The sequence below is a fragment of the Streptomyces lacaronensis genome, from assembly GCF_047337785.1.
In the GTDB taxonomy this organism is placed as follows: Bacteria; Actinomycetota; Actinomycetes; order Streptomycetales; family Streptomycetaceae; genus Streptomyces; species Streptomyces lycopersici.
This window is the reverse complement of the sequence record NZ_JBLHDK010000003.1, coordinates 9,699,737-9,724,295: the sequence shown is the minus strand read 5'-3', so window position 1 is coordinate 9,724,295 and position 24,559 is coordinate 9,699,737. Positions and strand designations below refer to the sequence as shown.

Sequence of the window (24,559 nt, the reverse complement as noted above, 5' to 3'; positions counted from 1 at the left end):
GGCCTTGAGGTCTCTCAGTGGGCGGCCTTGAGGTCTCTCAGTGGGCGGCCTTGAGCGCGGGTTCGGCGGACGCCGTCACGGCCCGGTCGGTCTCCCGGCGCTCGGGCTCGCCCCATGTCTCGCGCGTCACCAGCGTTGCCACGAAGCCCAGCAGGCCGTAGCAGGTGAACAGCACCGCGGGGCCGATCCACCCGGTGCCGGAGTACAGCGCGGTGGCGATCATGGGCGTGAAACCGGAGACCACCGCGGACAGTTGATAGGCCAGGGACGTTCCGGCGGTGCGGGTCCTGGTGGCGAACAGCTCGCAGAACCAGGCCCCCTGGACGCCGGCCAGGCAGTTCTGGCAGACGGCGTAGCTGATTACGAAGGCGACCATGACCAGTGCCGCCGTCCCGGTGTTGACGAACAGGAAGAGCGGGATGCCCCAGACGACGCTCACCGCGCAGCCGAACAGGTAGACCGGGCGGCGACCGACCCGGTCCGACAGGCGGCCCCAGAGCGTGGTGGCCGCGATGCCGAGGGCCGCGGCCGTCACCAGCGCGGTGAGGGTGGTGGTGCTCGATACGTCGGGGGCGTGACCATCGTCCAGGTAGGACAGGACGAAGGTGACCGAGACGGCGTATCCCGCGGTCTCCGTGGTCCGCAGGCAGAAGGCCCGCAGAACGTTGCGCCAGTCCTCGCGGATCACTGTGAGCAGCGGGTTCTTGGCGAGTTCGCCGGACTCCTTGATCTCCTCGAACTGGGGCGATTCGTCGATCTTGAGCCGGATGAAGATGCCCACGGCGATCAGGACGGCGCTGAGCAGGAACGGCACGCGCCAGGCCCAGGTGTCGTCCAGGGTGTGCCGGCTCATCAGGAACGCGAGGTTGGCGAGCAGCAGTCCGACCGGGAAGCCGGCCTGTGTGATGCCCGTGTACAGGCCGCGCCGTCGCCACGGGGCGTGCTCGAAGGTCATCAGGATGGCGCCTCCCCATTCGGCGCCGAAGGCGAGGCCCTGGATCACGCGGACGGCCACCAGCAGGACCGGAGCCCAGACCCCGACCATCTGGTAGGTGGGCAGACAGCCGATCAGTACGGTCGCGACGCCCATCAGCAGCAGGGATCCGACCAGCACGGGCTTGCGGCCGACGCGGTCCCCGAGGTGACCGGCGACGATACCGCCCAGAGGCCGGGCGGCGAAGCCGATCCCCAGCGTCGCGAAGGACAGCAGGGTGGCCGACAGCGGGTCGGAGTCGGGGAAGAACACGTCGCCGAAGTAGAGCGCCGCGGCCGTGCCGAAGCCGATGAAGTCGTATGTCTCGATGGTCGCGCCGACCCCGCATCCGACGGCGACCCTCAGCCGCTCGGGCGACCCGTGCGCCGCCTGTTGCGGCGCCCTGGACTCAGCCATGCCGATCCTCCTCGATCCTCAGCGGGTCATCTGTCCCGGCCCCGACTGTTGTCTGTTGACAGTCAACAGCCGAGAGCGATGCTGCGGCGATGATGAGGCGCTGTCAACCCATCCGGCGAAGACCCGCGTCATCTACTCGGGTAGCGCGCGGTCTCTTCCACGGCGGGAAGGCGGCCCGCTACCGGGCCGCGGGCAACCAGCCGACCGCCCTGCCCCGCCCGCCGGACGACCTGGGAATCTTCAGCGACGGGAACGGGAAGTGGGCGCCGATGGCGGGGAGTTGATCGAGTTTGGCGAGCCCTTCGATGAACACGGCACCACCGATCGCATCGCGCTCCTCGACGGCCGTGGCGCCGATAACCGCGGCGGGGCCGCGGAAGACCCGCGCATCGACCATGTCACCGGTGATCGGGGCCGATCCTCCGCCGCGTGCACGGCGAGCCATGGCCGCCTGCGGGCCGTCTGCGACCAGCAATCAGTATTTTGACATAGGTTTCTTGTCATAGATAACTTGGCGGCGTGTCCGGATCCAGTGAGGCTCGTCCGAGCCAGAGCGTCGACCATGTGGCCGCCGGCCTCGTGGCGTGCCTGCCCACGGTGAACCGGTACATCAAACAGAGCGTCGACCGGCAACTGCCCTATCCCAAGCTCCCCGAGCGGCAGTTGGCCCTGCTTCAGTACGTCGCCGAGCACGACGGCGCCACCGTCCACAAGGCGGCCGACGCGCTGCGGATGATGCCGAACAACGTCAGCGCCCTGGTCACCCGTCTCACCGAAGCGGGCCTGCTCGAGCGGCATCAGGACGACACCGACAAGCGCGTGGCGCACCTGTGCGTCACGGCCATGGCGCGTCAGCGCATCGGCGAGGTCGAGAACATCGCGGCGGCGCAGCTCGCGTCCGCGCTGCGTACCCTCTCCGACGGCGACCTCGGTGCCCTCGGCTCGGCGCTCGGCGCCCTTGAGGCTCTCACCAGGCGCCTGCGCGACCACTCCGCCTGACCGGTCCGACTGCCCGTACGCCCACTGCCCTTGCCGCTGCTGCGGTGGGGCTGGGTGTGCGCTCCCTCCCTCCACACATGTCCACGCGCCCCTAGCCGCGCGCCCCACGTCCCGAGGACGTCTCACCCATGTCTGTCACCGCTGTTTCCACAGCGCCCACCCCCGTATCCGACTCCCACCGCCGCGGTCGTCGCGCCAATCCCTGGCTGACGCTGGTCGCCGTCGGGCTCGGTCTGTTCATGGTCGGCCTTGACGGCTCGGTCGTCTCGATCGCCAACGCCGAGATCGCCCGCGACCTGAGCGCCACCACTGCCGAACTGCAGTGGGTCACCAACTCCTACCTGCTCGCCCTCGCCGCCACCCTTATCCTCGGCGGCAAGCTCGGCGACCGCCTCGGGCGCCGTACGCTCTACCTCGTCGGCGTCGTCGGCTTCACCGCCGCGTCCGTCGCGATCGGCCTTGCCGGCTCGGTCGAGGGCGTCATCGCCTTCCGCGCCGTGCAGGGCCTCTTCGGCGCGATGCTCATGCCCAACACCCTGGCGTTGCTGCGTGCCGTGTTCCCGCCGAAGAAGTTCGGTATGGCGGTCGGCATCTGGGCGATGATCTCGTCCGTCTCCACCGCGCTCGGCCCCATTGTCGGCGGGCTGCTCGTCGAGCACGTCAACTGGGAGTCGGTCTTCTACATCAACGCCCCCATCGGCGTCATCGCCCTCGTCTTCGGCCTCGTGGTTCTGCCGCAGTCCAGGAACGAGGCGGCCGCGAGTGAAAAGTTCGACGTGCCCGGCGTCGTGCTGCTCGCCCTCGGACTCCTCGCCGTCGTCTTCGGCGTCGTCAAGGGCGAGACATGGGGCTGGACTTCGGCCGGCACGCTCGGCGCGATCGCCGGCGGTACCGTCGTGCTGGTCCTCTTCGGCTGGTACGAGACCCGCGTCGCCCACCCCCTGCTCCCCATGCGGCTGTTCCGCAATCCGGCCCTGACCATCGGTACGTTCGTCACCGCGCTGAACTTCTTCGTCCTGCTCGGCGTGATCTTCTTTGTGATGCTGTACCTGCAGAACGTACGCGGCTTCACGCCCGTCGAGTCCGGTGTACGCACCCTGCCGCTCAGCCTCGCCTCCATGGTGGCCTCGCCGCTCGGTGCGAAGCTCACCGAGAAGTTCGGCCCGCGCCTGACCATGCCGCTCGGGATGGTGCTCCAGGCCGGCGCCGCGTTCACCATGCTCGCGTGGAGCGACGACTCGTCGTACAACGCCCTGTGGCCGCCGTTCGTCGCGCTCGGTCTCGGCGTCGGCATGGTGATGTCCGCGTCCTCAGACGCGATCGTCGGCAATGCCCCCGTCAGGGACGGTGGCATCGCCGGTGGCCTCCAGGCCACCTCGCTCCAGGTCGGCGGAGCGCTCGGCACGTCGGTGCTCGTCTCCCTCATCAGCAGCCGCGTCGGCTCCACGCTCACCGACTCACTGACCGACGCCGGGCTGCCCCACTCGGCCGCCGCTCGCTTCGAGGAGGCGAAGGACGCGGTCGCGATGGGCGCCGCCCCGGTCTCCGACGCGATGCCCGCACAGCTCAGGACGGCCGTGACGGAGGGCAGCCACACCGCTTTCATGAACGGTGTCCACACCGCCGTCCTGGTCACCGGCGTCCTCGCCCTCGTCGGCGCCGCCCTCGCGGCGCTCGGCCTCCGCGGCCGGAAGGACGAGCACGACGAGGAGGACGAGAAGGTGCCGAGCCCGGCCGCTGCCTCGGCCGCGCCGGCCACGGACACTTCGCCCGTCCCGGCGGCGACCGCGAGTGCCGCGGCCGCGGTCCCGTCATCCGGCGGCATCCGGATCAGCGGCCATGTCCGCGGCGCCGAGTCGGCACCCGTGCCGCAGGCGGCGGTCACCCTGATCTCGCCGGGCGGGCGGCAGGTGGGCCGTGTGGTGGGCGGTCTGGACGGTTCGTACGCGGTGGACGCGCCGGGCGCGGGCAGCTATGTGCTCATCGCCTCCGTCGAGGGCCACCAGCCACAGGCGTCCACGGTCGTGGTCGGCGGCGAGCCGGTCCCGTACGACATCCTGCTCTCCGGCACCAGTGGCCTGGTCGGCACGGTCAGGTCGGCCGACCGCGAGGAGCCGGTCGTCGGCGCCATGGTGGTCGCGGCCGACGTGCGCGGCGACGTGCTCGCCGCCGGACTGACCGACACGGACGGCGCCTTCGGCTTCGACGAGCTGGTGCCCGGCCCGCTGACTCTCGCGGTGACCGCGGCCGGGTACCGGCCGATCGCATTGCCCGTCGAGATAACCGCGCAGGGCGTCACCAGGGCCGAGGTCGAACTTCTCTCCGGCCGGCAGGTGCGGGGCGTGGTTCAGGCCGCGGGCCGACCGCTGCACGACGCGCGGGTCACGCTCATCGACGCGGCCGGCAACGTGGTGGCCACCGCGACCACCGGCGACGACGGAGGCTACGCCTTCACCGACCTGGACGGCGGCGAGTACACGGTCACGGCGGCCGGCTACCCGCCGAAGGCCACCAACCTGACCGTGCACGGCTCGGGTGTGGAGAGCCACGACATCGAGCTCTCCCACCCGGGCGACTGACACACCCCGGGCCGGACACGCCGGGAGCGGAGGCGTGCCCGGCCCGGCGGTGAAAAACCGCGGACCCGGTGGTCCGTAACGGCAGGGGACGGCCCGCCGCCGGTCCGGGACTCACCACGTACCGCCTCAGCGGGGCGCAGAGCGCGAGCGGGCCTCGGCGAGCTCGCTCTGGGCGGCGGCCAGGGCATGGAGCGCGCGTCGCGGAAGGCGTGGACCACGATTTTCAGCGAATGAACGATGGCTCCGCCAACGCAGCAGATCACTCCATATCAGGCATTGGCTCGAACTCGAAGGAGTTGGCTCGATATCTGGCATCCTTCGAGGGCAAGACCACCCACGTCGACACCAGAACTGGGTCGGGCGTTGCCTATGACAGAGGGCGCGGCGTCCTGATCGTCGAGACAGCATACCGAATTCACGCATACCACTATTCATCGGATTCTTTCGACTCGGAGAGATACAGGCCAAAATGAGAGCAAGGATTCGAATCCAGTCATATGACCCAGGAGGTATGTCGTTGAGGCTTACGCCTGCGCAGGCAGCCCTGTTCCGAGAGTGCATCGCACTCACCATGGAGGCCCATGACGGAGACGCCATGACGGAACTCTGCGCGGGCAGCCCGAAGAGGGAACTGGAAAACATCACGACAGAGGTAGCGCATGTGCCAGAAAATACATCTGACACGTGCACCTTCACGCTCAGGCAGCTCCACTCAATTTACGCCAGCATCACCCATGCGGTCGTCGCACTGCCGCCAGAGGAGACCTTTCACATTCGAACTGGATTTTACCGCGAAAACGCCATCGAGTTGGCGAATTCCATGAGGGCCGCTGTTCACGATTGCCTATTCCGATCAGGCTGCTGAGCTGGGCATTCCCTGTGGATGGTGAGGCAGTTGGGGTGACATGGTGCGGTACTCGTTGAACAGTCCGCCAAGTACCTGGCGACGCCTGACCGCGGCGGCGGGCAAGGGGATGATGTTCGGGGCGTCGTCTGGGGCCATGCGCCGGTCGGGCGGGCGGTGACACCCAGGACGTGAACGCGCCGGGTGGCGATCTCCATGACGAAGAGGACGCGCCGGATAGTGGCGGCGGCGACCCGATGACCGAGCCGATCCAGCTCACCCTGGATGCTGACGTACCCCAGGTCGGGTTCTCTCTCGCCGAGCGCTGAATGAGCACGACCGTCTCTTCCGGCAACGGTGGCCGACCGGGTCCGACCACGCGATACCGTCTTCCAATCAATCTGCGTGTGGTCCAACGGCACATCGGTCTTGCCCTGGACAATCGATACCGGAAGCCGCCGCACGTGCTGCGCGTCATCGCTGAACAGGGATGGCTGACAACTACTCGCCATTCGTGCCCCGGTCTGCCTCATGGCCCTATCGCGCTGCCCTCAGACTGTGGAGCCGTCCTCCGGGTGCGCCGATGTCCATGGAGCGCCCTTGCCCGGCAGCGGCCCCCATACCAACACGCCGCGGTGAATCCCAGGAACAGCTGCGGTCATCAACGGGCCGGTGCCTTGAGTGAAGGCTTCGGCCAGGGCGGCCAGGAACTCGCTGAGGGATCCGTACCCCGGGGAGGTGAGCGGTTCAGATGGCGGCTCACCGCCGGCCAGGTGGAAGGTTGCGAGCCGACCACCAGCATCGACTGCCAGGCCGCCCCACGGCGGCAGGGAGTAGTCGGTGACGGCGAACGGAACCCATGAGCCCCAGAACGGGTCAGTGTTCCCTCCGCGGCCCCGGACGTGCGCGATTTCCTCAAGCGGTAGCAGATGATGCTGGGCGAGGAACAAGCCCGGGTCGCACTCGTCGGGGTCTCGGTCAAGGGCTGAAGCATCGACCGGTCGCCGGACCGCACAGGTCAGGCCATCCGAACCTGCGCGGCGCAGCGACCGGTCACTTCATCGTGCACTTGATCTCGTCCTTGAACAGGGCGTCGAACTCGTCGTCATAAGGAACTCCTCGGCCACGCCCACATCGGTGTCACCGCCACCGTCTACGCCCACGTCCGACTCCGCCTCCAGCGCGCCGTCGTCAACCCGCGACGACGCCGACGACCCGCCGCTGTGCGGAGCCACCGTCCAGTGACGTTGCCGTCAACTACTGCCGTCACCCACCGCAGAGTCAGGGTGCACCACCTCACCCGCCAGCCAACGTTCGAATGGTGCGACCTCCGACAGTTCGAAATTGATCGCTTTCAACCCTCCGGCGAAGTCTTCAGCCAATTTCGAGAGCATCGCGACTAGCTCACCCCGTGCAATGTTCTCGCGCTCTGGGTTCGGAACCCAATTGGTCCGGGAATTACAGTGAATCACCACGAGATCCCCGCTTGAACGGAAGGTCAAAGTCCTCTCAATACCTTGCGAGTAGAGATCCACCTCGACTTCGCGATGCTCGCGAACACCCGCCAGAAGCGACGGAAGCTGCTCCATGAAGGCAGACAAGTCATACGCGACATCGAGCGGCCACTCATCACTCCCGAAACCGCCAATGTGGAATCTTCCGCCTCCAGCATCAGAGAGGGCGCTACACGCCTCCATGACGAGGGTTTCATACTCGGCACCCGGCTCCGGACTCGCCGAAGCAGGAGCCACAGCACCAGACCGCACGGCCGGATTGAACGACACAGAGAAGCTCATGTCTCCAGCCTCCTAGTTCGGGCCAATGATCGGGAATCCCGTCTTGTACAGCCCACTTGGACTCGGGACGATGGTAGCTGCCCGCGCTTGGACGATACTGCCATCCGGCATAATCACCTGCCCCAATCCTTCCGGAATGCGTACCGACCTAGGTCCGGCTCCTTCGATATGGAGTCCCTTCAAGACCCTGCAGCGGCGTCATTATCCAGCCACTGAAATGCATGACCCCACGTTTTAACGCTGTTGGAGGCCCAATTTACGCATCCGTTGCTGTTGTGAACGAGGACTTGAGTCTCGCCCGCCAGCACATAGTACGTGTGGATTCTACTGACTGTGAGGTCGTAGGTGCGTTGCAGCTTCGCGAAGCGGCGCACGGAGGTGACCGTCACGGCCTTGCCCTTGTCCGTGCGGAGCCGCATGCCGGTGATGACGTCGCCGGCGTCCACCCAGCGGGCCTGCGTCGACCGCATCGTCAGCCTTCTTCTCGGCCTTCCGTGCAGTAGTCGTAGCCCTGGGAGTGGCTGCTGGCCGGCCAGGCGTGGCAGCAGACAAGGCCGACCGTGCTTGCCTCGCTGAACCTGCCCAGGGAGGCGGGCGGGCATCCGGCCGCGCTGCTGGAGGGCGCCTACCGGGAGGAGCCGGAACCCGAACCGGCCTCCCTGCTGGAGTTGCGGGGCGCAGTGAACGCGATGCTGCCGAGGGTGGACCTGACCGAGGAGCTGCTGGAGGTGTTCTCCTGGACCGGCACCGAACAGGCGTTTCTTCCAGCTCCCCGACCTGCCTGGCGGCCTATGGCCCGTCCGGGACAAGCGCGCGGCCGACGATCAGTGGGGCCCTTGGCTCAGAGGGCGGTATGCGGGGCGAGGAGGCTGGTGCCGCACCAGTTCTGCTGATAGAGGTGGTCGAGCACGGCTGCCTCCGCCGAACCTGGGTGGCGGCGTGTACCGACGATGACGGGTTCGGTCAGGGAAGGCAGGAACGGGCGGGCTAGCTGTTCGAAGCTTTCGGGCACGGCCGATGCCGGAACCACGGTGACGCCCAAGATCCCTGTGTCGCAAGGTCTGCCATGCGCAGGGCCCTGTCGCTGGCGAGGAGCGGGTGTCCCTCGGGCAGGACGGCGACGTAGGTCTCCTCGCCCAGGGGGTGGATGTCGAATGTGCAGCCGGTGGGGATGCGGTGGACGAGGACGATGTCGAGCGTTCCCTGGCGGGCCGGCCGTTCCATATCCGCTGGATCGGGCTCCTCGTGGAGAATGACCTGGAGTTTCGGGTGGCGGTGGCGGAGCCGGCCCAGTGCCAGAGGGAGCCGTCGTGCTCCCAGGCCCATGTGGACGGCGATGATGAGTTCACCGGCCAGTTCCCCGGAGGCGGCACGGGCAGCCAGGACGGCTCTGCGGCACGCGGTGGTCGCGATCTCTGCCTCGGCGAGGAAGGCGCGTCCGGCCATGGTCACTGTGACCCCGCCCGATGTCCGAGTGAACAGCTGCACACCGAGGTGCTTTTCCAGAGCGCCGATCTGCGGCGACAAGGACGGCTGCGTGACGCGCAGACGCTCAGCAGCCGCTGTCATGGAGCCCTCTTCGGCCATAGCCAAAGCGTATCCGTATTGCCGCGGGTTCATCCGCTTCCACCTTGGGTGGCATAGGCAATGCCAATCTCAGACATGCGATGACACTATTTGTCTCTATGTCTCGCGGATCCTACCGTGGTGCATGTCCGGTGGATCGCCGCCGCCGAAAGCGGTGGCCATCAGGGCGGGAGTCGGTACGGGCGCGCCTGTGAGGGGCCCGTGGCGGCGAGGCCGCCCGGCGGGTTCTGTTCGACAACGCATCGTCTAGATCCCGGGCAGTTGCCCCGGAGGCCCGCGTCACCCGAACGCTCACCAACATGGACGGGAGTGGCAATCATGGCAAATCAGACAGGTGTTGGTCGCGGCGACGGGGTATCGCCGAAGAACGCCGATTCGAGACTGGCGGGAAAAGTCGCGCTCGTGACGGGTGCTTCCAAGGGCATCGGGGCGGGCATCGCGCGGGAATTCGCTGCGGCCGGAGCGTCGGTCGTGGTCAACTACGCCTCCAGTGCCGCTGGCGCCGAGCGGGTGGTGCAGGACATCCAGGCGCGAGGGGGGACCGCGATCGCCATGCAGGGCGACGTGTCGGTGCCTGCGGATGTTGAGCGCCTCTTCGCCAGGACCGTAGACGCGTACGGCCGGTTCGACATCCTCGTCAACAATGCCGGTGTCTATCACGCACAGCCGCTGGAGACCGTCACGCAGCAGGAGATCGACCGTCAGCTTTCCGTCAACGTGACCGGACCGATCCGTACGATCCAGGAAGCCCTTAAGTACTTCGGGTCCGACGGCGGGTCGGTTATCAACATCGGATCGCTGGACAGCGCCCGCGCGGTGCCGGGGATGTCGGTGTACGCCGCGACGAAGGGCGCCGTCGATGCCTTGACGCGAGTCCTGGCCGCCGAGCTCGGCCCTCGCGGGATCCGAGTGAACACCCTGGCCCCTGGCGGTGTGGAGACGGAAGGTATCCACGCGGCCGGCTTCATCGGCAGTGACGCCGAGACGGACATGATCGGGCGCACCCCCCTGGGCCGTATCGGTCAGCCCAAGGATCTGGCGCGGGCGGCGGTCTTCTTCGCCTCCGACGACGCCGCATGGGTCACCGGAGAGCGCCTCACCGCCTCTGGCGGCCTGCGAACCTGACACACCCTGACAACGCCTGAGTCTGCAGACCCGCTCCGCGGGATCCTCATGGGAACGCTGCTTCCGATCACCAACCGCTACACCGACCGCACAGGACCTGTAACCGCGCTCGAGGTGCTGAGAGGTCATGTCACTTGGCCAGTCTGCGGTGACATATGAGGGTCGCGGCGATGGCGGTGAAGGCGAGGAAGTGTTCCGGCTTGCGTTCGTAGCGGCGGTGCAGGCGTCGGCAGCCGGACAGCCAGGGGCAGCCTTCGGGCCGTGCTCCGTCCACCCGGATGCCCCTGGTGATGTCTGATCGGCGGCCGTCAACCCGTACGCGTGGCCCTATGATTCGGGGGCTCGCGTACGGGTTCCCGTCCCCTGGCGCCCAGGATTCCTGGACCCGGCGCGCCTTTACGTGCGGGCCATAAAAGGGGGAGCCAGACGGGACCGAGTCCGGTCGATCGTGGCCGAACCGGATCAAAACACCCGCCTGTGTGACCCAGGATGCGGTCGGGTGTGCGGTGCCGCCAAGGACCCGGATGCGGCGACTGCTGTGTTCGATCACCACGAGTACGTACATCCGCGCGCCGGACGAGGTGACCGCATCAAAGAAATCACAGACCAGGAGGGCGTCGGCTTGGAAACGCAGGAAGTCGGCCCACGTGCTGGAGCCCCGGTCGGGCGCCGGATCGACACCGGCATCCTTCAGAATCCTCCAGACGGTCGAGGCGGCCACCTTCACCCCCAGCACGAGCAACTCGCCGTGCAGCCGTCTGTACCCCCACTGCGGATTCTCCCCCGCCAGACGCAGCACCAGAATCCGGATGGACCGCGCCGTACGAGGTCGACCGGGTCGCTTGGACCGCGATAAGGCGGCATGACGGCCCCTGACGAAGTCGCGATGCCAGCACAGCACCGTGTCAGGACGCACGAGCAGCCGCACACGCCGCAGAACCGGCAACGGCAGCCGGTGCAGCAGCGCCGCCAGGAACGCCCGATCGCTCGGCGTGAACCGTACTCGATCACCACCGAGTTGGCGCTCGAGCACCGTGACCTGATGGCGGAGGGCCAGGATCTCCACATCCTTGCCCCGGTCGCCCATCGGCAGCAGACGCAGCAGCGCGAACGCGTTGGTCACTCCCAGGTAGGCCAGTCGCAGCAGCACGGTCGATCATCATGACGCGTCGACTACCCGCTACGCCGACTCAAGCGACGGGACCGACGACCGCCAGCCCGGGTGCAGGCGTCCGACCAGGGCGGATGACATTCTCGGCAAGCGCAGGTAAGAGGTCGAACCTATCGGCGCAGAGGAAACTCGTCTTTGTAAACGACGGACGAATGCGGCTTGACTTCACCTTTGACGGCATACGAAGGCACGGAGCGATAACCACTGCGGTCGCGCTTCCTGGTTGACGCATGCCCGCCCGTATCGATGCCTGAATTGACCGAGCTGCCCTTCGTGGCCGCTCCCCCTGCTGCTGATGCGCGATTTCGTGGTCGCCGGAAGAGGGAGTTCGTGTGGCCGGTCATGAAGCGAACACAAAGGGGTAAGTAGTGGATCGTATCGAAGAATCCGCCCTGGGGGACAATTATCGTCCCGGCCGTGTTCGGATGCTCGCCATTGCGGCGGCTGTCGCCGGTTTCCTTTTCGGTTTCGACTCCGCCGTCATCAACGGAGCCGTCAACGCGATCAGTGATCAGTTCGGGTTGTCCGAAGGCGCGAGTGGCCTCGCGGTGGCGTCAGCGCTTCTCGGGTGTGCCTTCGGGGCGTATCTGGCCGGCCGCCTCGCCGACCGCTGGGGCCGCACGCGCATCATGTTCTGGGCGGCGGTCCTGTTTTTGGTCTCGTCCGTCGGCAGCGCGTTCGCCTTCGCGCTGTGGGACTTCGTGCTGTGGCGTCTCGTGGGTGGAATCGGGATCGGCACGGCATCGGTGATCGCACCGGCCTACATCTCGGAGATCGCGCCGAAGGGCAATCGGGGGCGGCTCGGGTCACTGCAGCAGCTCGCCATCACGGTTGGCATCTTCGCGGCGCTGTTGTGCGACCAGTTGTTCGCGGACACCGCCGGCGGCGCCTCCGAGGTGGTGCTCGGGCTTCCGGCGTGGCGCTGGATGTTCCTGGTCGGGGTCATTCCCTCGGTGGTCTACGGCTTCATTGCGTTGACCCTGCCGGAGTCGCCGCGCTTCCTGATCACGCAGGGCCGGACCGAGGAAGCGAGAAGCGTCCTCGGCGGCCTCGTTCCGCGCACGATGGTCGACGCCTCCGTGCGGGAGATCGAGGATGGGATTGAGTACGCGGTGAGTGAGAAGGGGTCGGTGCGCGGGCACCGTCTCGGACTGCAGCCGATCGTCTGGGTCGGCATCATCCTGTTCGCCTTCCAGCAGTTCGTCGGCATCAACGTGATTTTTTACTACTCGACGACGCTCTGGCAGGCCGTCGGGTTCGAGGAGTCCGACTCGTTCCTCATCTCCACGATGACGTCCGTCGTCAACGTCCTCGTGACCTTCATCGCGATCGGGCTCGTCGACCGCATCGGCCGCAAGCCGCTGCTCGTGACGGGAGCCGCCGGCATGTTCGTGTCGCTCCTCATGGTCGCGATCTCGTTCTCACAGGCCACCGTCGTCGACGGAACACCCCACCTGCCTCACGTCTGGGGAGTCGTCGCTCTGGTCTTCGCCAACCTGTTCGTCGTGGCGTTCGGCTCCACCTGGGGGCCGGTCGTCGTGGTGCTGCTGAGTGAGAGCTTCCCCAATCGCATCCGGGGCACCGCCCTCGGGATCAGCTTCGCCTCCAACTGGACGTCGAACTTCGTGGTGACGCTGACCTTCCCGGTACTCTCCGCGGGCAGTCTGTCGATGACGTATGGGCTGTACTGCCTCGTCGCTCTCGCTGCCACGGTGTTCGCCGCGAGGTATGTGCGGGAGACGAAGGGGTTGTCCCTGGAGGAGATCGCATCCCGCCCGGCGGGTGACGAGGCGCCGCGCGAACAGCAGACCCCGCAGACATCCCCCAGCTGAGAGGCCGCGCCAGGTCACGGCCGGGACGCCCAGAGGACGGGAGTCCCGGCCGTCGTGGTGGCCGTCAGCCGGCCGAGGAGGCATCGCCGTCTTGTGGGCCCGTTCGTGCAAGGCGCTCAGGAGTGGCCGCAGACCGTGATTTCCTGAGTGATGCGGTCGAACGTCGCGGCCTCGGTGGCGTCGGGAGCGAGCGCATACAGATCGGCCGTGGGAGCCGGCTGGATGCCGACCAGACGGAGCGACGACGGAAGCGCGTAGTCGACCGGAACCAGGGTGGCTCCCAGCCCGGCGTCCACGTAGGAGACGGCGGCGGCCAGATTGGGCGCGGCCGGATGGTCCGTGTCCACGTCGCCGATCGACGTCCGCAGTTGCGTCAGCACCGACGCGTTCGAGGGGCAGGCGATCCAGTCCCCTCCCGCGAGGTTCCCCCTCGGGACACGGGCGGCGGACGAGGAGCGGCGCGGGACGGCGATGCCGAATTCGAGCGTTCCGACCTGGTGCTTGCGTCCGGTCCACGCCGACGGCTGAACGGGGCCGACCGCGATGTCGACTCCACCTGATCCGACGGCATCCAGCAGTGTTTGCGTATCGGAAAAGTTCACCACACGGGCAGAGAGCCGGGGAGTGGACGCGCGCAGCTGCCCCATCGCCTTCGCCAGCCAGGACGTAGGGACCAGCTCGCTTGCCCCGATGACGACGTCCTTGCTGCTCCCGGCCCGGATCGCCAGGTCGCGGGCCCGTTCGACCGCATGCACCGCCGCCTGGGCCTCGGCCAGGAACGCCCGTCCGGCCGCCGTGGTGGAGGTGCCCGTCGCGGTGCGCTTGAACAGCACGACGCCCAGGGAGCGTTCCAGGTTCGATATCTGCTGGGACAGCGACGGCTGCGCCACGTGCAGTGCCTTCGCGGCGGCACAGATGGCCCCCGCCTCGTTGACAGCGAGCGCGTACTCGATCTGCCGCAGGGTTACTGTGCTCATAGATACAGCCTAATCGAACCTCATAGGCAATCCCTATAGCCTTTTCCTATTAGGTAAGCGCAAAGTCGTCTTTGTTGGTCGCACAGGCAACGTGTTTGGCTACCAGGCATGGCCTCTCAGATAGACACCGTCGGCGAGATCGACCGCCTCGCCGGAACCCTGCGTGATTACGACCTCGTAGACCTGAGCCACACGCTGGAACTCGGTATCCCGACCTTCCCGACACATCCGAAGTACATCATCGCGGACTATGTTTCGATGGACGACGTCGCGGAATTCAAGCAGCTCATCATGTGCGACCACTCCGGCACGCACATCGATTCGCCCTCCCATTTCGTCCCCGACCACGACGACCCGCGCCGCATCCCGACCGCTGATATCGACGTGTCCCAGCTGATCGGCCGCGCGGTCGTGATGACCTTCGGGCCCTTCGAGACCACCAGCCACCACATCGGTCGGGCCGAGGTGCAGGCGTGGGAGGCCGCGAACGAATCCGTCCGCGAGGGCGACATCGTCATCATCAACACCGGATGGTCCAAGCGCTGGCGGAAGGTCCCGGAGGGCTTCGACTACCTGCGCGGCTGGCCGGGGCTCAGCGGCGAGGCGTCCAGTTACCTTCGCGGCAAGGGCGTCAAAGCGGTCGGCATCGACTGCATCAGCATCGACCCGGGTGACGTGGCGGGCGCCGACCTCAAGGCGCACTACGAGTTCCTGCCCAATGGTGTCCTCGTCCTGGAGAACCTCACCAACCTCGACGCGCTGCCCCCCATCTGCCTGTTCGCGGCGCTGCCGCTCAAGATCGCGGGCGGCACCGGCTCGCCGGTGCGCGCCGTCGCCTTCGTCGCGAAGGGAAACCGCCATGCGTGATCACATCGTCCTCCGTCAGGTCGAACTCCCCCCGCTGGCCGAGCTCGAAGCCGAGCCGGTCCTGTCGGCCGAGGTCTACGCCGGCCGGATCGGCCTCGCTCGCGCACGGATGCGCGAGCTCGGTCTCACACACCTGATCGTCTACGCCGACCGCGAGCATCCCGGCAACAGCCTCTACCTGACGGGCTTCGACCCTCGCTTCGAGGAGGCGCTGGTGGTGCTGGACCTGGACAACGCGCCGTTCATCCTGACCGGGAACGAGTCCAAGGCGATGATCGCCGGCATGCCCGTCGCCGCCACCGCCGTTCTGTGCCAGTCGCTCAGCCTGCCCGGGCAGGACCGCAGCATCCAGCAGCGTGTGTCCCGGGCCCTGCGCCAGGCCGGTGTCGGCGCCGAATCCCGCGTGGGCCTGGTCGGCTGGCGGCCGATCACGGCCACCGACTCCCCGGCCGCCTCGTACGCCTACGCCGTTCCGGCCTTCGTCCTCGGGGAGATCCTGGAGGTCACCGACCACCTCACCGACGCCACCGGGGTGCTGATGGGCATCGACGGACTGCGCTCACGCAACGAGGCGGACCAGATCGCGCTCAACGAGCACCGCTCCACCCGGGCCGCCGGCCACGTCTGGCGCGCCTTGGAGGCCCTGCAGCCCGGCCGCTCGGAGCTGGCGGTCGCCGAGCACCTGGGCCTCAACGGCCTGCCCCTGACCGCGCACGTCATGCTGACCACCGGAACCGGCCAGGTGGTGGGACTGCGCAGCCCGAGCGACCGGTTGATCGGGCACGGCGACCTGCTGTCCACCGCGGTCGGGCTCCAGGGAGGTCTGACCTCACGGGCCGGATACGTGCTGCGCGCCGGCGAACTCGACGAGCGGCGGGTCGACTTCGCGGCCGGATACTTCGCCGCGATCGCCGCCTGGTACGGGTGCCTCACGCTCGGGGCGTCGACCGCCGGCATCGCCGAGCGGACCACCCGGGAACTCGCGAAGTCGTCCATCCGTCCGCTGCTGAACCCCGGACACCTGCAGCACATCGACGAATGGCTCGACAGCCCCTTCGCCGCAGGATCACCCGGCACGATCCACTCCGGCATGTCGCTGCAGGCCGACATCATCCCCGTGGGTGACACCCCGGACCTGGCCGCCAACTGCGAGGACGCCCTCGCCATCGCTGATGCCGACCTCCGCGCCGAGCTCGCCGAACGGTACCCGCGCACCTGGGCACGCATCACCGCACGCCGCGCGTTCATGACCGGGACCCTCGGCCTCCAGATCGCCGAGGAGGTCCTGCCTCTCTCGGACCGTCAGGCGGTCCTGCCGCCCGCCCTGCTCTCGCCCTCCTCGGTCCTCGTCGCCGCGCACACCGCCTAGGGACGTCAGCGTCTGCTCCCCGGCCCGGTTACTGCCCGAGTTCCACGGGGACGTAGGCGTGGATGAGGGACGGCGTTGTCCCAGCGTCCCATCGGCCCATGCCCTGCTGAAACGTGAACAGCTTCATGAGCACTGAACGTACCGACCCGATCCCGAACGGCGGGACGAATGCCCGGAAGATGCGGCCGTCCCTCGGTGAGTGCTGCTCGCGTCTTGACACCGCGCTGAAGATCGCCGAGCAGTTCAGCGAGCGGGCAGGCCGCGGCCAGGACCGATACGCCGAAGTCGGTCAGGCGCATCGGGTGCCCGCACTGGCCGCGGATCAGGAGCTGCGACTGCCTGACACGAAGCGGCCGAAATGGTGCCGGCCGCGGACTTGGTCGGGCAGCCTTCGGTCGCCGTTTGGCGGTCGTCTGCGGAGGCGACGGGCGGCTGCGGCCGGCTGAGCGGGGAGCTGTCCGGGACTCTGATGGCGGCAGGGCTGAGCCGAGCGACGTTCCTGCGGCCTGCTGTGTGCGGGCCGTGTGGCTGGCGGCCCGGTCCGCGGCCTTGAACGGGTCACCGTCTGGGCCGGCCGCACGTGACGTCATACGGCCGACCGGCCCGGGAGCGGTGTTCCGCTGGGCGGGCTCAGGCGGTGGCGAGGCCGGCCTTGAGGGCGGTGGTGATGCGCACGATGCGCTCGGCCTGGACGCGGGCGGCCTCGCGGGTGGTCTGGTCGACGGGGTTGTTGCCCTGGGCGTCGACGTGGGAGGTGCCGTAGGGGTTGCCGTCGGCGAACTTGGCGGGGTCGGTGTAGCCGGGGGCGACGACAATGCCGCCGAAGTGATGGAAGGAGTTGTACAGGGCGAGCAGGGTGGACTCCTGGCCGCCATGCATGGTGGCGGAGGAGGCGAAGCCGCTGTAGACCTTGTCGGCGAGCTTGCCCTGGGCCCACAGGCCGCCGAGCGTGTCGATGAACTGCTTCAGCTGCGAGGCGATGTTGCCGAAGCGGGTGGGGGAACCGAAGATCACGGCGTCGGCCCATTCGATGTCGGCCGGGGTGGCCTCAGGGACGTCGGCGGTGGCGGCGGCGTTGGCAGCCCAAGCAGGGTTGGCGTCGATCGCCTCCTGCGGAGCCAGTTCGGCTACCTTGCGCAGGCGGACCTCGGCGCCGGACTTCTCCGCGTACTGGGCAATCTGCTTGCTGACCTCGGCGATCGTACCGGTGGAGGAGTAGTAGACGACGGCTACCTTGATCGGGGTGCTCACGGTTGCGGTCTCCGTTCCGTTGGTGTCGTTCGTTCGATTGCGGCTGAAGATGCCCATGACAGATTTCACCCTTAGGGTCCGTGCTCGCCGACCGGACACTAGTTGAACCGTGAACCAAATGGAAGACGATCCCCCCTGTGGGGTGGCGGGAATAACCCTGCCTCCAGTGTTGTACAACATTCAACTATGCAAAAGGTCGGCACCCCCGGCCGCACGAACAGCAAGGACAGGAAGGACAGCGCCATGACCCGCCCCCTCGACATCCGGCGCGCCAACGAGCGTTTCCACACCCGCACCGGTTGGCTCGACTCGCGCCACTCCTTCTCCTTCTCGCACCACCGGGACCCCAAAAACACCCATTTCGGGCTCCTGCTGGTCTCCAACGACGATGTCGTCGCCCCCGGCACCGGCTTCGAGACCCACCCCCACCGGGACATGGAGATCATCACCTGGGTCCTCGACGGCAGCCTCGTCCACCAGGACTCCGAGGGCCACAACGGGGTGATCTACCCCGGCCTCGCCCAGCGAATGAGCGCCGGCACCGGCATCCTTCACAGCGAGAAGAACGACTCCTGGACCCTTACCGGCCAGCCCGAGCACCACGACCCCGTCCACTTCATCCAGATGTGGACCATCCCCGACGAGTCCGGCATCCGCCCCGGCTACGAGCAGCTCGACATCAACGACCAACTCGCCCTCGGCGGCTGGACCACTCTCGCCTCCGGCATGCCCGGGCACGGCGACCAGCGCGCGATCGGCATCCGGCAGACGCACGCCGCCCTGCACGTCGCCCGCATCCGCCCCGCCGAAACCCTGGAGATTGCCACCGCCCCCTTCGTCCACCTCTTCGTCGCGCGCGGCAGCACCGAACTGGAGGGCGCGGGAGCACTGGCCACCGGCGACGCGGTCCGGATCACCGGTGCGGAGGGCCAGCGCGTCACCGGCGGCCCCGACGGCGCCGAGGTACTCATGTGGGAGATGAACGCCGCCATCTCCATGACCTGACCCCACCCGCCCCCGCCCGGGCCGCAGCCCGGCTATGACGCGTCCGGCGCCTCCCGCGCCTTCCACCTACTTGATGTGGCGCAGCAGCGCGGCGACGGCCGGAGAAACCTGCCCGCGGGGATGCACCACCATCACCTTCCAGGTCGGTGCGTTCCGGGCGAACCGGCGTGCGGTCAGGTCGGGAAAGCGGGCGGCCAGGGATTCCGGCATGATGCACACGCCCAGGTCATGGCGGACCAGGTCGGTGGCGCCCAGAATGTCGTTGACCTCGAAGGTGGCGGCGCGGTTGACGAGGACCGTACGAAAGGCCCGGTCGACCGAGTGCCGGATCGCCCAGCCGACGGGGAAGTCCACCAGTGGCAGGTCGGCCACCTCGGCGAGGGTGACCGGTCGCTCGGGTTCCACGGCGCGGCTCGGTGCCGTGATCAGGACCATCTCCTCCTCCTTCAGCACGCGTGCGGCCAGTCCTCGCTGCTGGGGACAGGCCAGCGCCACGACGGCCACATCCGTGGTGCCGTCGCGCAGCGCCTGCAGGAGGTCGTCCGCCGGCGCCTGGCTAAGCCTGACACTCACCTGCGGATGCTGGTGGCGGAAGGCGGCCAGCGCCTGGGCGAGGCCCGTGTAGAGACCCTGCATGACGCCGATCGTGATCTCTCCCCGGAGCTCTCCTTTGACCAAGTCAACGGCGGCGCGGGCCTGTTCGGCGGCCTGCAGCGCGGCGCGGGCGGCCGGGAGGAAGGCATGGCCCGCCGGGGTGAGGGACACCCGGTGGGTGGTCCGGTGGAACAGCGATGCCCCTAGCTCGCGCTCAAGAGCGCGCACCGTGGTGGACACCGCGGACTGCACCACGTGCAGGCGTCGCGCCGCCGCGCTGAAGCCGCCCTCCTCGGCGACCGCGACGACGACTTCCATCTGCCGAAGATCCATTCCGTCTCCGTACGGCCGACACCAAAACTATCTCTGTTGGAGATTACCGTTATCTCGAGCCATCTCCTTGACATGGGAAGCGGCCGCTGTGGCACCGGGTTGAAGAGGTCGTCAGCAGCAAGGGCGCTGCTGGTGAACGACGGCATTCGGCCCAGTGCCGGACGCCCGCCCCTGGCCCAAGGAGACATTGTGTCGAGCAACAACGGCCTCATCGATCCCGCAGCCGCCGCGGTACTGCTGGTGGACCATCAGAGCGGTCTGCTGCAGATCGTCAACCACGTCAACGTCCGCGAGCTGCGCAACAACGTGGCCGCCCTGGCCAAGGCCGCCACGCTGGCCGGCGCCCCGGTGATCGCCACCGCGTCGGTCCCCGAGGGACCGAATGGCCCGCTGATCCCGGAGGTGTTCGAGAACGCGCCCAAGGCGACGTACGTCCAGCGTCACGGCGAGATCAACGCGTGGGACGTGGAGGGCTTCCGCCGCGCCGTCGAGCAGACCGGCCGCCGTACGCTCCTCGTCGCCGGCATCATGACCAGCATCTGCGTCGTGGAGCCCGCGCTGTCGGCCCTCGCCGAGGGATATGACGTGTACGCCGTCATCGACGCCTCGGGCACCTACTCCGACGAGGCGCAGCGGATCTCGATCGAGCGCCTGAGCCGGGCCGGCGTCAAGGTCGTCGACGTCCTCGGCGTGACGGCCGAGCTCCAGAAGACCTGGGCCCGCGACGACTGGGCCAACTGGGGCGGCGTCTACGCGAGTGTCAGCCCGGGCTACGCGGCCGTCATGGAGTCGGTGGGTCGCGCCCAGGCGGAGGCCACCGGCGGTGAGGCCGCCGGGGCCGAGGTCAAGTGGGCCCAGGCCCACGGCCGGCCGGCCTGAGAAATCCCGTCGCTGCTGCCCCGGACCGGTGGGTCCGGGGCAGTGACCGACCCCACGGTCGGCGTCGATCCCAGACGGCGACCGACAACCTCCACGGAAACGGAGCACTCACATGTCGTTGTCCGCACTCAGGCACGCTTTCCGGGCACCTGCCGAGGGGGTCGGCAAGCGGCACTCGGCCCGCAGGCACGGTGCCGGATTCTGGATGATCGCCTCGGCGTTCGTCACGGCCATGGCGTTCTCCACCGTCCCGACGCCGCTGTACCCCCTGTACCAGGCACGAGACGGCTTCTCCACGTTCACGGTCACGATCGTCTTCGCCGTCTACGCCGTCGGCGTACTGACCAGTCTGCTGCTGACCGGACACGTCTCGGACTGGCTCGGCCGGAGAAAGGTCCTGATCACGGCGCTGACGCTCGAGCTGGTCGCCGCCGCGCTGTTCCTCGCCGAGCCATCTCTGCCGGTCCTCCTCGTCGCCAGGCTGGTCACCGGTCTCGGTGTCGGCATGCTCACCGCGACCGCCACCGCGCACCTGCACGAACTGCACAGCGCGCACCGGCCCGGCGCCTCGTCGCAACGGTTCGAGATCGTCTCCACCGCGGCCAACATCGGCGGCCTCGGCTTCGGCCCGCTCGTCGCCGGCCTCCTCGCCGAGTACCTCGACGCGCCACTGCGCCTGCCCTACCTGATCTTCGGCGCCCTGCTGCTGATCAGCATCGCCGCGGTCGCGCTCACCCCCGAGACGGTCGAGAAGCAGCCGGCCAGGCCGGCATACCGCCCGCAGCGCGTGAGCGCCGACCACGGCGACCCGGCCGGATACATGGCCGCCGCAGCCGCGGGCTTCGCGTCCTTCGCGGTCTTCGGCCTGTTCACCTCGCTGGCCCCCGGGTTCGTCGGCCACACCTTGCACCACCCGTCCCGCGCACTGGCCGGGCTGACCGTGTTCGCCGTGTTCGCCGCCTCTGCGGCGGCGCAGACGCTCACCAGCCGGCTCGATGCCAAGGTACGCAGGAACCTCGGCCTGTTCGCCCAGGCGGCCGGGGTGGCCGCACTTGCCATCGGCATGCAGACCGCCGGCCTCCCCGTGTTCCTGGTGGCCGGCATCGTGGCCGGCAGCGGCGCCGGAGTGCTGTTCAAGTCCGCGGTCGGCACCGTCGTCGCCATGGCCACGCCGGCCAAACGCGGCGAAGCCCTCGCCGGGCTCTTCCTCGTCGCCTACCTGGGCCTCGCCCTGCCCGCGATCGGCCTCGGCATCGCCACCCGCTACACCACCGTGACCACCGCGATGACGTGGTTCACCGGCGTCATGCTCGCCCTGCTCACCACGGCCGGTGTGCTCGCCCGCCGCCCCGGCAGCACCGGCTGAGCACACCGTTCGCCGCCGGGTCCGAGACCCGCGCAGCGCCGCGCCCGGCCGACTCGACCAGCCCGCCCCAGGTCCGGAAGGTGCACCCACGAGCCGCTCCACCAGGCGGTCGGCCTGACGCGGGCTGCCTGGATCGCCGAACAGGAGTCGGCCGTGGGCCAGCCGGGGCGTGCGGAACCCCACAGCGGCCATGGGGACATGGTGCCGCAGGCGAGACTGTGGGGAGAAGCAGTCGCGAACAGCCGCCGTGGTGCTTGGTGGCACGGGTGCGGTGCGGAGAACTGCCGGGTCCGGCTGACCGCGATCAGTGGTCGAGGACGAGCCTCGAACAGCCGGGAGCAGCCCGCGAGACGCAGACGAACATCACATCGTTGGCCGCTCGCTCGTCGCTCGTCAGCAATACGTCGCGGTGGTCGATCGCGCCCGACAGGACGCCGGTCTCGCAGGTGCCGCAGGTACCTTCCCGGCAGGAGGAGAGGATCTCGATGCTGGCGTCCTCCATCACGTCGAGGATCGACTTGTCGGCCGGCACCCGCAGAACCTGTCCGGAGCCGGCCAGCTCGACCTCGAAACCCTCGGAGACGGCGTCCGGGTCGGCCTCGAGCGCCGTGAACCGTTCAGTCCGCAGCGTGCCGGCCGGCAGACTCGCGCACGCGGTCTCCAGGGTGTCGAGGAGCGGCGCCGGCCCGCAGGAGTAGAGCAGCGCGCCGGCCGGACGGCCGGTGACGATCCGGTCCAGGTCGAGAAGTCCGGTCTCGTCCTGCGGGCAGACGACGACGCGGTCGCCATGGCGCTCCACAAGGTTGTCCACGAAGGCCATCGAGCCCCGGGTGCGGCCACCGTAGTAGAGCCGCCAATCGGCGCCGGCGGCGTCGGCTGTGGCGAGCATCGGGAGGATCGGCGTGATGCCGATGCCGCCCGCCACGAAGACGTACGCCGCCGCCGGCTCCAGCTTGAAGTGGTTGCGCGGGCCGCGTGCCTTGATCGGGTCGCCCGCGCCGAGCCTGTCGTGGACGTGTGCCGACCCGCCGCGGCTTTCCGGCTCGCGCAGCACGGCTACCTGCCAGCGGTCGCGGTCGGCCGGATCGCCGCACAGCGAGTACTGCCGCACCAGCCCGTCATCGAGCAGCAGGTCGATGTGGGCTCCAGCAGACCACGCCGGCAGCTCGGCCCCGTTGGGGCTGCGCAGTTCGAGGAGCCGGACGTCCGCGGTGACCGCCGCGGCGTCGGCGACGATCAGATCCAGCTCGATCTCAGTGTTCACGCGTCCACCAGCTCGGGCTCGGGGTCGGGTGCCACGGAGTCGGCCTGGCCGCCGCCGTGCGTGTCCGGGTGCGCCAGCAGCCACTCCCACAAGGCGATGGGGTCGATGTCCTCGTGGCCGGCGCCGCACCAGCAATAGCCGACGAGCACGTCGGTGTGGAGCTTCCACACCACCCGGTAGACGGTCCGTCCCTTGAGCATCTTGGTCGGCGCCGGCAGATCCGCGTGTACGGGGGCGGCGGAACCGAACTGGTCCAGGCTGCTCATGGCGTGGCCACCGGCTCTGCCTCGGCCGTCTCGCTCTCACCCCGGGCGACCAGTTTGGCGAGGAGCCGGCGGGCGGCCAGGCCGCCGGTGTCGATGTTGATCGACAGCTCCTGGTAGTCCTCCTTCTCGCTCTCGACGACCTCTTCGAGCAGGTCGAGGGCGACGACGTCCTGCATGACCACCGTGTGGTTGTTGGTCGCGAGGAACTCGGTGACCTTCTCGTCGTTGAGCGCGAAGTCACGCGAGACCATCCAGAAGTCCAGGGTCTCGTGCTCGGTCGAGGGGGTGATCCCGTAGGTCACCTCGACGTGGAATGCCTGGTCGTCCGGACCCTCCTCCGGCGGCAGGATACCGGCCGGAGCGATCCGGCTGTGCAGCAGATAGAGGCACGGCGCGTGGTACTCGACGTCCTGCCAGCGGGTGATCCGACCCTCGATGCCCGTGGACTGGGAGTAGAACGGCGGGCACTCGGCGTCGTCCATGTGGCGGCTCACGTAGACGACGTTGGCGTCCTCGTCGACCTCGGTCGTGATCGGCGTCTCGGCGACTTCCGGCGTGCCGATGTAGCCGCCGTGCAGGTAGGTCTCGTGGGAGAGGTCCATCAGGTTGTCGACCAGCAAGCTGTAACGCGCCTTGAGTGGCTCCACGCCGCGGACGACCGTGTAGTCCGGTGAGTCCAGCCACGGTGCCCGTGGGATGAGCGCGTCGTCGGTCAGTTCCTGGTCACCGATCCAGACCCACACCAGCGAGTCCTGCTCGCGGACCGTCCAGGCGGGGACGCGGGCCGTGCGCGGGATCCGCTTCTGGGCCGGCGCGGCGACGCAGACGCCGGTCTTGTCGTAGGTGAAGCCGTGGTAGCCACAGATGATCTGGTCGTCCTTGAGGTGGCTGCGCGACAGCGGGTATCGGCGGTGCACGCACCGGTCGGCCAGCGCGACGACCTCGCCTTCGCCGGTCCGGTAGAAGACGAGTGGCTCTCCGCAGATCGTGCGGCCGAGCAGGCCGTCGCCGATCTCTTCGCTGTACGCGGCGATGTACCACTGGTTCAAGGGCCAACTGGGCATC

At 68.3% G+C, this 24,559-nt stretch carries 22 protein-coding genes and 1 pseudogene; 11 read left to right on the top strand and 12 right to left on the bottom strand.

Going from position 1 to position 24,559, the window contains the following annotated elements; all coding sequences use genetic code 11:
* Positions 1–37: 37 nt before the first annotated feature.
* Positions 38–1,390 (bottom strand): MFS transporter, encoded by a 1,353-nt coding sequence (locus tag ACMTAK_RS42400; protein ID WP_413811047.1) that lies wholly within the window; start codon positions 1,388–1,390, stop codon positions 38–40.
* Between the two features lie 178 nt (positions 1,391–1,568).
* Positions 1,569–1,787, bottom strand: coding sequence for a hypothetical protein (locus ACMTAK_RS42395; protein WP_413811046.1), 219 nt, complete (start codon positions 1,785–1,787; stop codon positions 1,569–1,571).
* 122 nt (positions 1,788–1,909) lie between these two features.
* Between ACMTAK_RS42395 and ACMTAK_RS42390 the strand changes: the two genes are divergently transcribed.
* The 3 genes from ACMTAK_RS42390 (at position 1,910) to ACMTAK_RS42380 (ending at position 6,141) form a co-directional block, all read left to right on the top strand.
* Positions 1,910–2,389 (top strand): MarR family winged helix-turn-helix transcriptional regulator, encoded by a 480-nt coding sequence (locus tag ACMTAK_RS42390; RefSeq protein ID WP_413811045.1) that lies wholly within the window; start codon positions 1,910–1,912, stop codon positions 2,387–2,389.
* Between the two features lie 128 nt (positions 2,390–2,517).
* Positions 2,518–4,968 (top strand): MFS transporter, encoded by a 2,451-nt coding sequence (locus ACMTAK_RS42385; RefSeq protein WP_413811044.1) that lies wholly within the window; start codon positions 2,518–2,520, stop codon positions 4,966–4,968.
* A gap of 1,035 nt (positions 4,969–6,003) precedes the next feature.
* Positions 6,004–6,141 carry a hypothetical protein gene (locus ACMTAK_RS42380; protein WP_413811043.1) on the top strand — a complete coding sequence of 46 codons (138 nt, stop codon included), beginning with the start codon at positions 6,004–6,006 and terminating at the stop codon, positions 6,139–6,141.
* Between the two features lie 924 nt (positions 6,142–7,065).
* Here the strand turns inward: ACMTAK_RS42380 and ACMTAK_RS42375 are convergent.
* Positions 7,066–7,608: a hypothetical protein gene (locus ACMTAK_RS42375; RefSeq protein ID WP_413811042.1), complete on the bottom strand. Its 543-nt coding sequence runs from the start codon at positions 7,606–7,608 to the stop codon at positions 7,066–7,068.
* 179 nt (positions 7,609–7,787) lie between these two features.
* Entirely contained in the window at positions 7,788–8,078 is a 291-nt protein-coding gene (locus ACMTAK_RS42370; protein ID WP_413811041.1) for a polymorphic toxin-type HINT domain-containing protein, read from the bottom strand.
* Positions 8,079–8,129: 51 nt separating this feature from the next.
* Between ACMTAK_RS42370 and ACMTAK_RS42365 the strand changes: the two are divergent.
* Positions 8,130–8,369: pseudogene (locus tag ACMTAK_RS42365) on the top strand (hypothetical protein); the annotation flags it as partial.
* A 226-nt stretch (positions 8,370–8,595) separates the two neighbouring features.
* On the opposite strand, the gene ACMTAK_RS42360 reads toward ACMTAK_RS42365, so the two are convergent.
* The gene (locus ACMTAK_RS42360; protein ID WP_413811040.1) at positions 8,596–9,195 is read right to left on the bottom strand and encodes a LysR family transcriptional regulator; all 600 of its coding nucleotides are present in this window, start codon (positions 9,193–9,195) and stop codon (positions 8,596–8,598) included.
* A gap of 318 nt (positions 9,196–9,513) precedes the next feature.
* Here ACMTAK_RS42360 and ACMTAK_RS42355 point away from each other — a divergent pair, with 318 nt between their 5' ends.
* Positions 9,514–10,320, top strand: coding sequence for an SDR family NAD(P)-dependent oxidoreductase (locus ACMTAK_RS42355; protein WP_413811039.1), 807 nt, complete (start codon positions 9,514–9,516; stop codon positions 10,318–10,320).
* A gap of 130 nt (positions 10,321–10,450) precedes the next feature.
* Here ACMTAK_RS42355 and ACMTAK_RS42350 read toward each other — a convergent pair whose 3' ends face one another.
* Positions 10,451–11,470 carry a helix-turn-helix domain-containing protein gene (locus ACMTAK_RS42350; RefSeq protein ID WP_413811038.1) on the bottom strand — a complete coding sequence of 340 codons (1,020 nt, stop codon included), beginning with the start codon at positions 11,468–11,470 and terminating at the stop codon, positions 10,451–10,453.
* A 389-nt stretch (positions 11,471–11,859) separates the two neighbouring features.
* Here ACMTAK_RS42350 and ACMTAK_RS42345 point away from each other — a divergent pair, with 389 nt between their 5' ends.
* On the top strand, positions 11,860–13,323 hold the full coding sequence (locus ACMTAK_RS42345) for a sugar porter family MFS transporter (protein WP_413811037.1): 1,464 nt from the start codon (positions 11,860–11,862) through the stop codon (positions 13,321–13,323).
* A 116-nt stretch (positions 13,324–13,439) separates the two neighbouring features.
* Here ACMTAK_RS42345 and ACMTAK_RS42340 read toward each other — a convergent pair whose 3' ends face one another.
* Positions 13,440–14,300, bottom strand: coding sequence for a LysR family transcriptional regulator (locus ACMTAK_RS42340; protein ID WP_413811036.1), 861 nt, complete (start codon positions 14,298–14,300; stop codon positions 13,440–13,442).
* 108 nt (positions 14,301–14,408) lie between these two features.
* On the opposite strand from ACMTAK_RS42340, the gene ACMTAK_RS42335 reads away from it, so the two are divergent.
* Positions 14,409–15,167, top strand: coding sequence for a cyclase family protein (locus tag ACMTAK_RS42335; RefSeq protein WP_413811035.1), 759 nt, complete (start codon positions 14,409–14,411; stop codon positions 15,165–15,167).
* A complete protein-coding gene (locus ACMTAK_RS42330) occupies positions 15,160–16,536 on the top strand; it encodes a hypothetical protein (protein WP_413811034.1) in 1,377 nt (458 codons plus the stop codon). The genes ACMTAK_RS42335 and ACMTAK_RS42330 overlap by 8 nt, the downstream gene beginning before the upstream one ends.
* Positions 16,537–17,166: 630 nt before the next feature.
* On the opposite strand, the gene wrbA is transcribed toward ACMTAK_RS42330, so the two are convergent.
* Complete coding sequence (gene wrbA / locus ACMTAK_RS42325) at positions 17,167–17,787, bottom strand: NAD(P)H:quinone oxidoreductase (RefSeq protein ID WP_413811033.1); 621 nt, start codon at positions 17,785–17,787, stop codon at positions 17,167–17,169.
* 243 nt (positions 17,788–18,030) lie between these two features.
* On the opposite strand from wrbA, the gene ACMTAK_RS42320 reads away from it, so the two are divergent.
* The gene (locus tag ACMTAK_RS42320) at positions 18,031–18,792 is read left to right on the top strand and encodes a pirin family protein (protein ID WP_413813165.1); all 762 of its coding nucleotides are present in this window, start codon (positions 18,031–18,033) and stop codon (positions 18,790–18,792) included.
* A 66-nt stretch (positions 18,793–18,858) separates the two neighbouring features.
* Here the strand turns inward: ACMTAK_RS42320 and ACMTAK_RS42315 are convergent, their stop codons facing one another.
* Positions 18,859–19,719, bottom strand: coding sequence for a LysR family transcriptional regulator (locus ACMTAK_RS42315; protein ID WP_413811032.1), 861 nt, complete (start codon positions 19,717–19,719; stop codon positions 18,859–18,861).
* 189 nt (positions 19,720–19,908) lie between these two features.
* On the opposite strand from ACMTAK_RS42315, the gene ACMTAK_RS42310 reads away from it, so the two are divergent.
* Entirely contained in the window at positions 19,909–20,598 is a 690-nt protein-coding gene (locus ACMTAK_RS42310; protein ID WP_413811031.1) for an isochorismatase family protein, read from the top strand.
* Between the two features lie 112 nt (positions 20,599–20,710).
* On the top strand, positions 20,711–21,964 hold the full coding sequence (locus ACMTAK_RS42305; RefSeq protein ID WP_413811030.1) for an MFS transporter: 1,254 nt from the start codon (positions 20,711–20,713) through the stop codon (positions 21,962–21,964).
* Positions 21,965–22,268: 304 nt separating this feature from the next.
* On the opposite strand, the gene ACMTAK_RS42300 is transcribed toward ACMTAK_RS42305, so the two are convergent.
* From ACMTAK_RS42300 to ACMTAK_RS42290, 3 genes are read right to left on the bottom strand one after another with little or no spacing between them, the layout of a single operon-like run.
* Positions 22,269–23,228: a PDR/VanB family oxidoreductase gene (locus ACMTAK_RS42300; protein ID WP_413811029.1), complete on the bottom strand. Its 960-nt coding sequence runs from the start codon at positions 23,226–23,228 to the stop codon at positions 22,269–22,271.
* Positions 23,225–23,494 carry a hypothetical protein gene (locus ACMTAK_RS42295; protein ID WP_413811028.1) on the bottom strand — a complete coding sequence of 90 codons (270 nt, stop codon included), beginning with the start codon at positions 23,492–23,494 and terminating at the stop codon, positions 23,225–23,227. Before ACMTAK_RS42295 ends, ACMTAK_RS42300 begins: the two co-directional genes overlap by 4 nt.
* Positions 23,491–24,558, bottom strand: a complete 1,068-nt coding sequence (locus ACMTAK_RS42290) for a Rieske 2Fe-2S domain-containing protein (RefSeq protein ID WP_413811027.1) — start codon at positions 24,556–24,558, stop codon at positions 23,491–23,493. Before ACMTAK_RS42290 ends, ACMTAK_RS42295 begins: the two co-directional genes overlap by 4 nt.
* Between the last annotated feature and the right edge of the window lies 1 nt (position 24,559).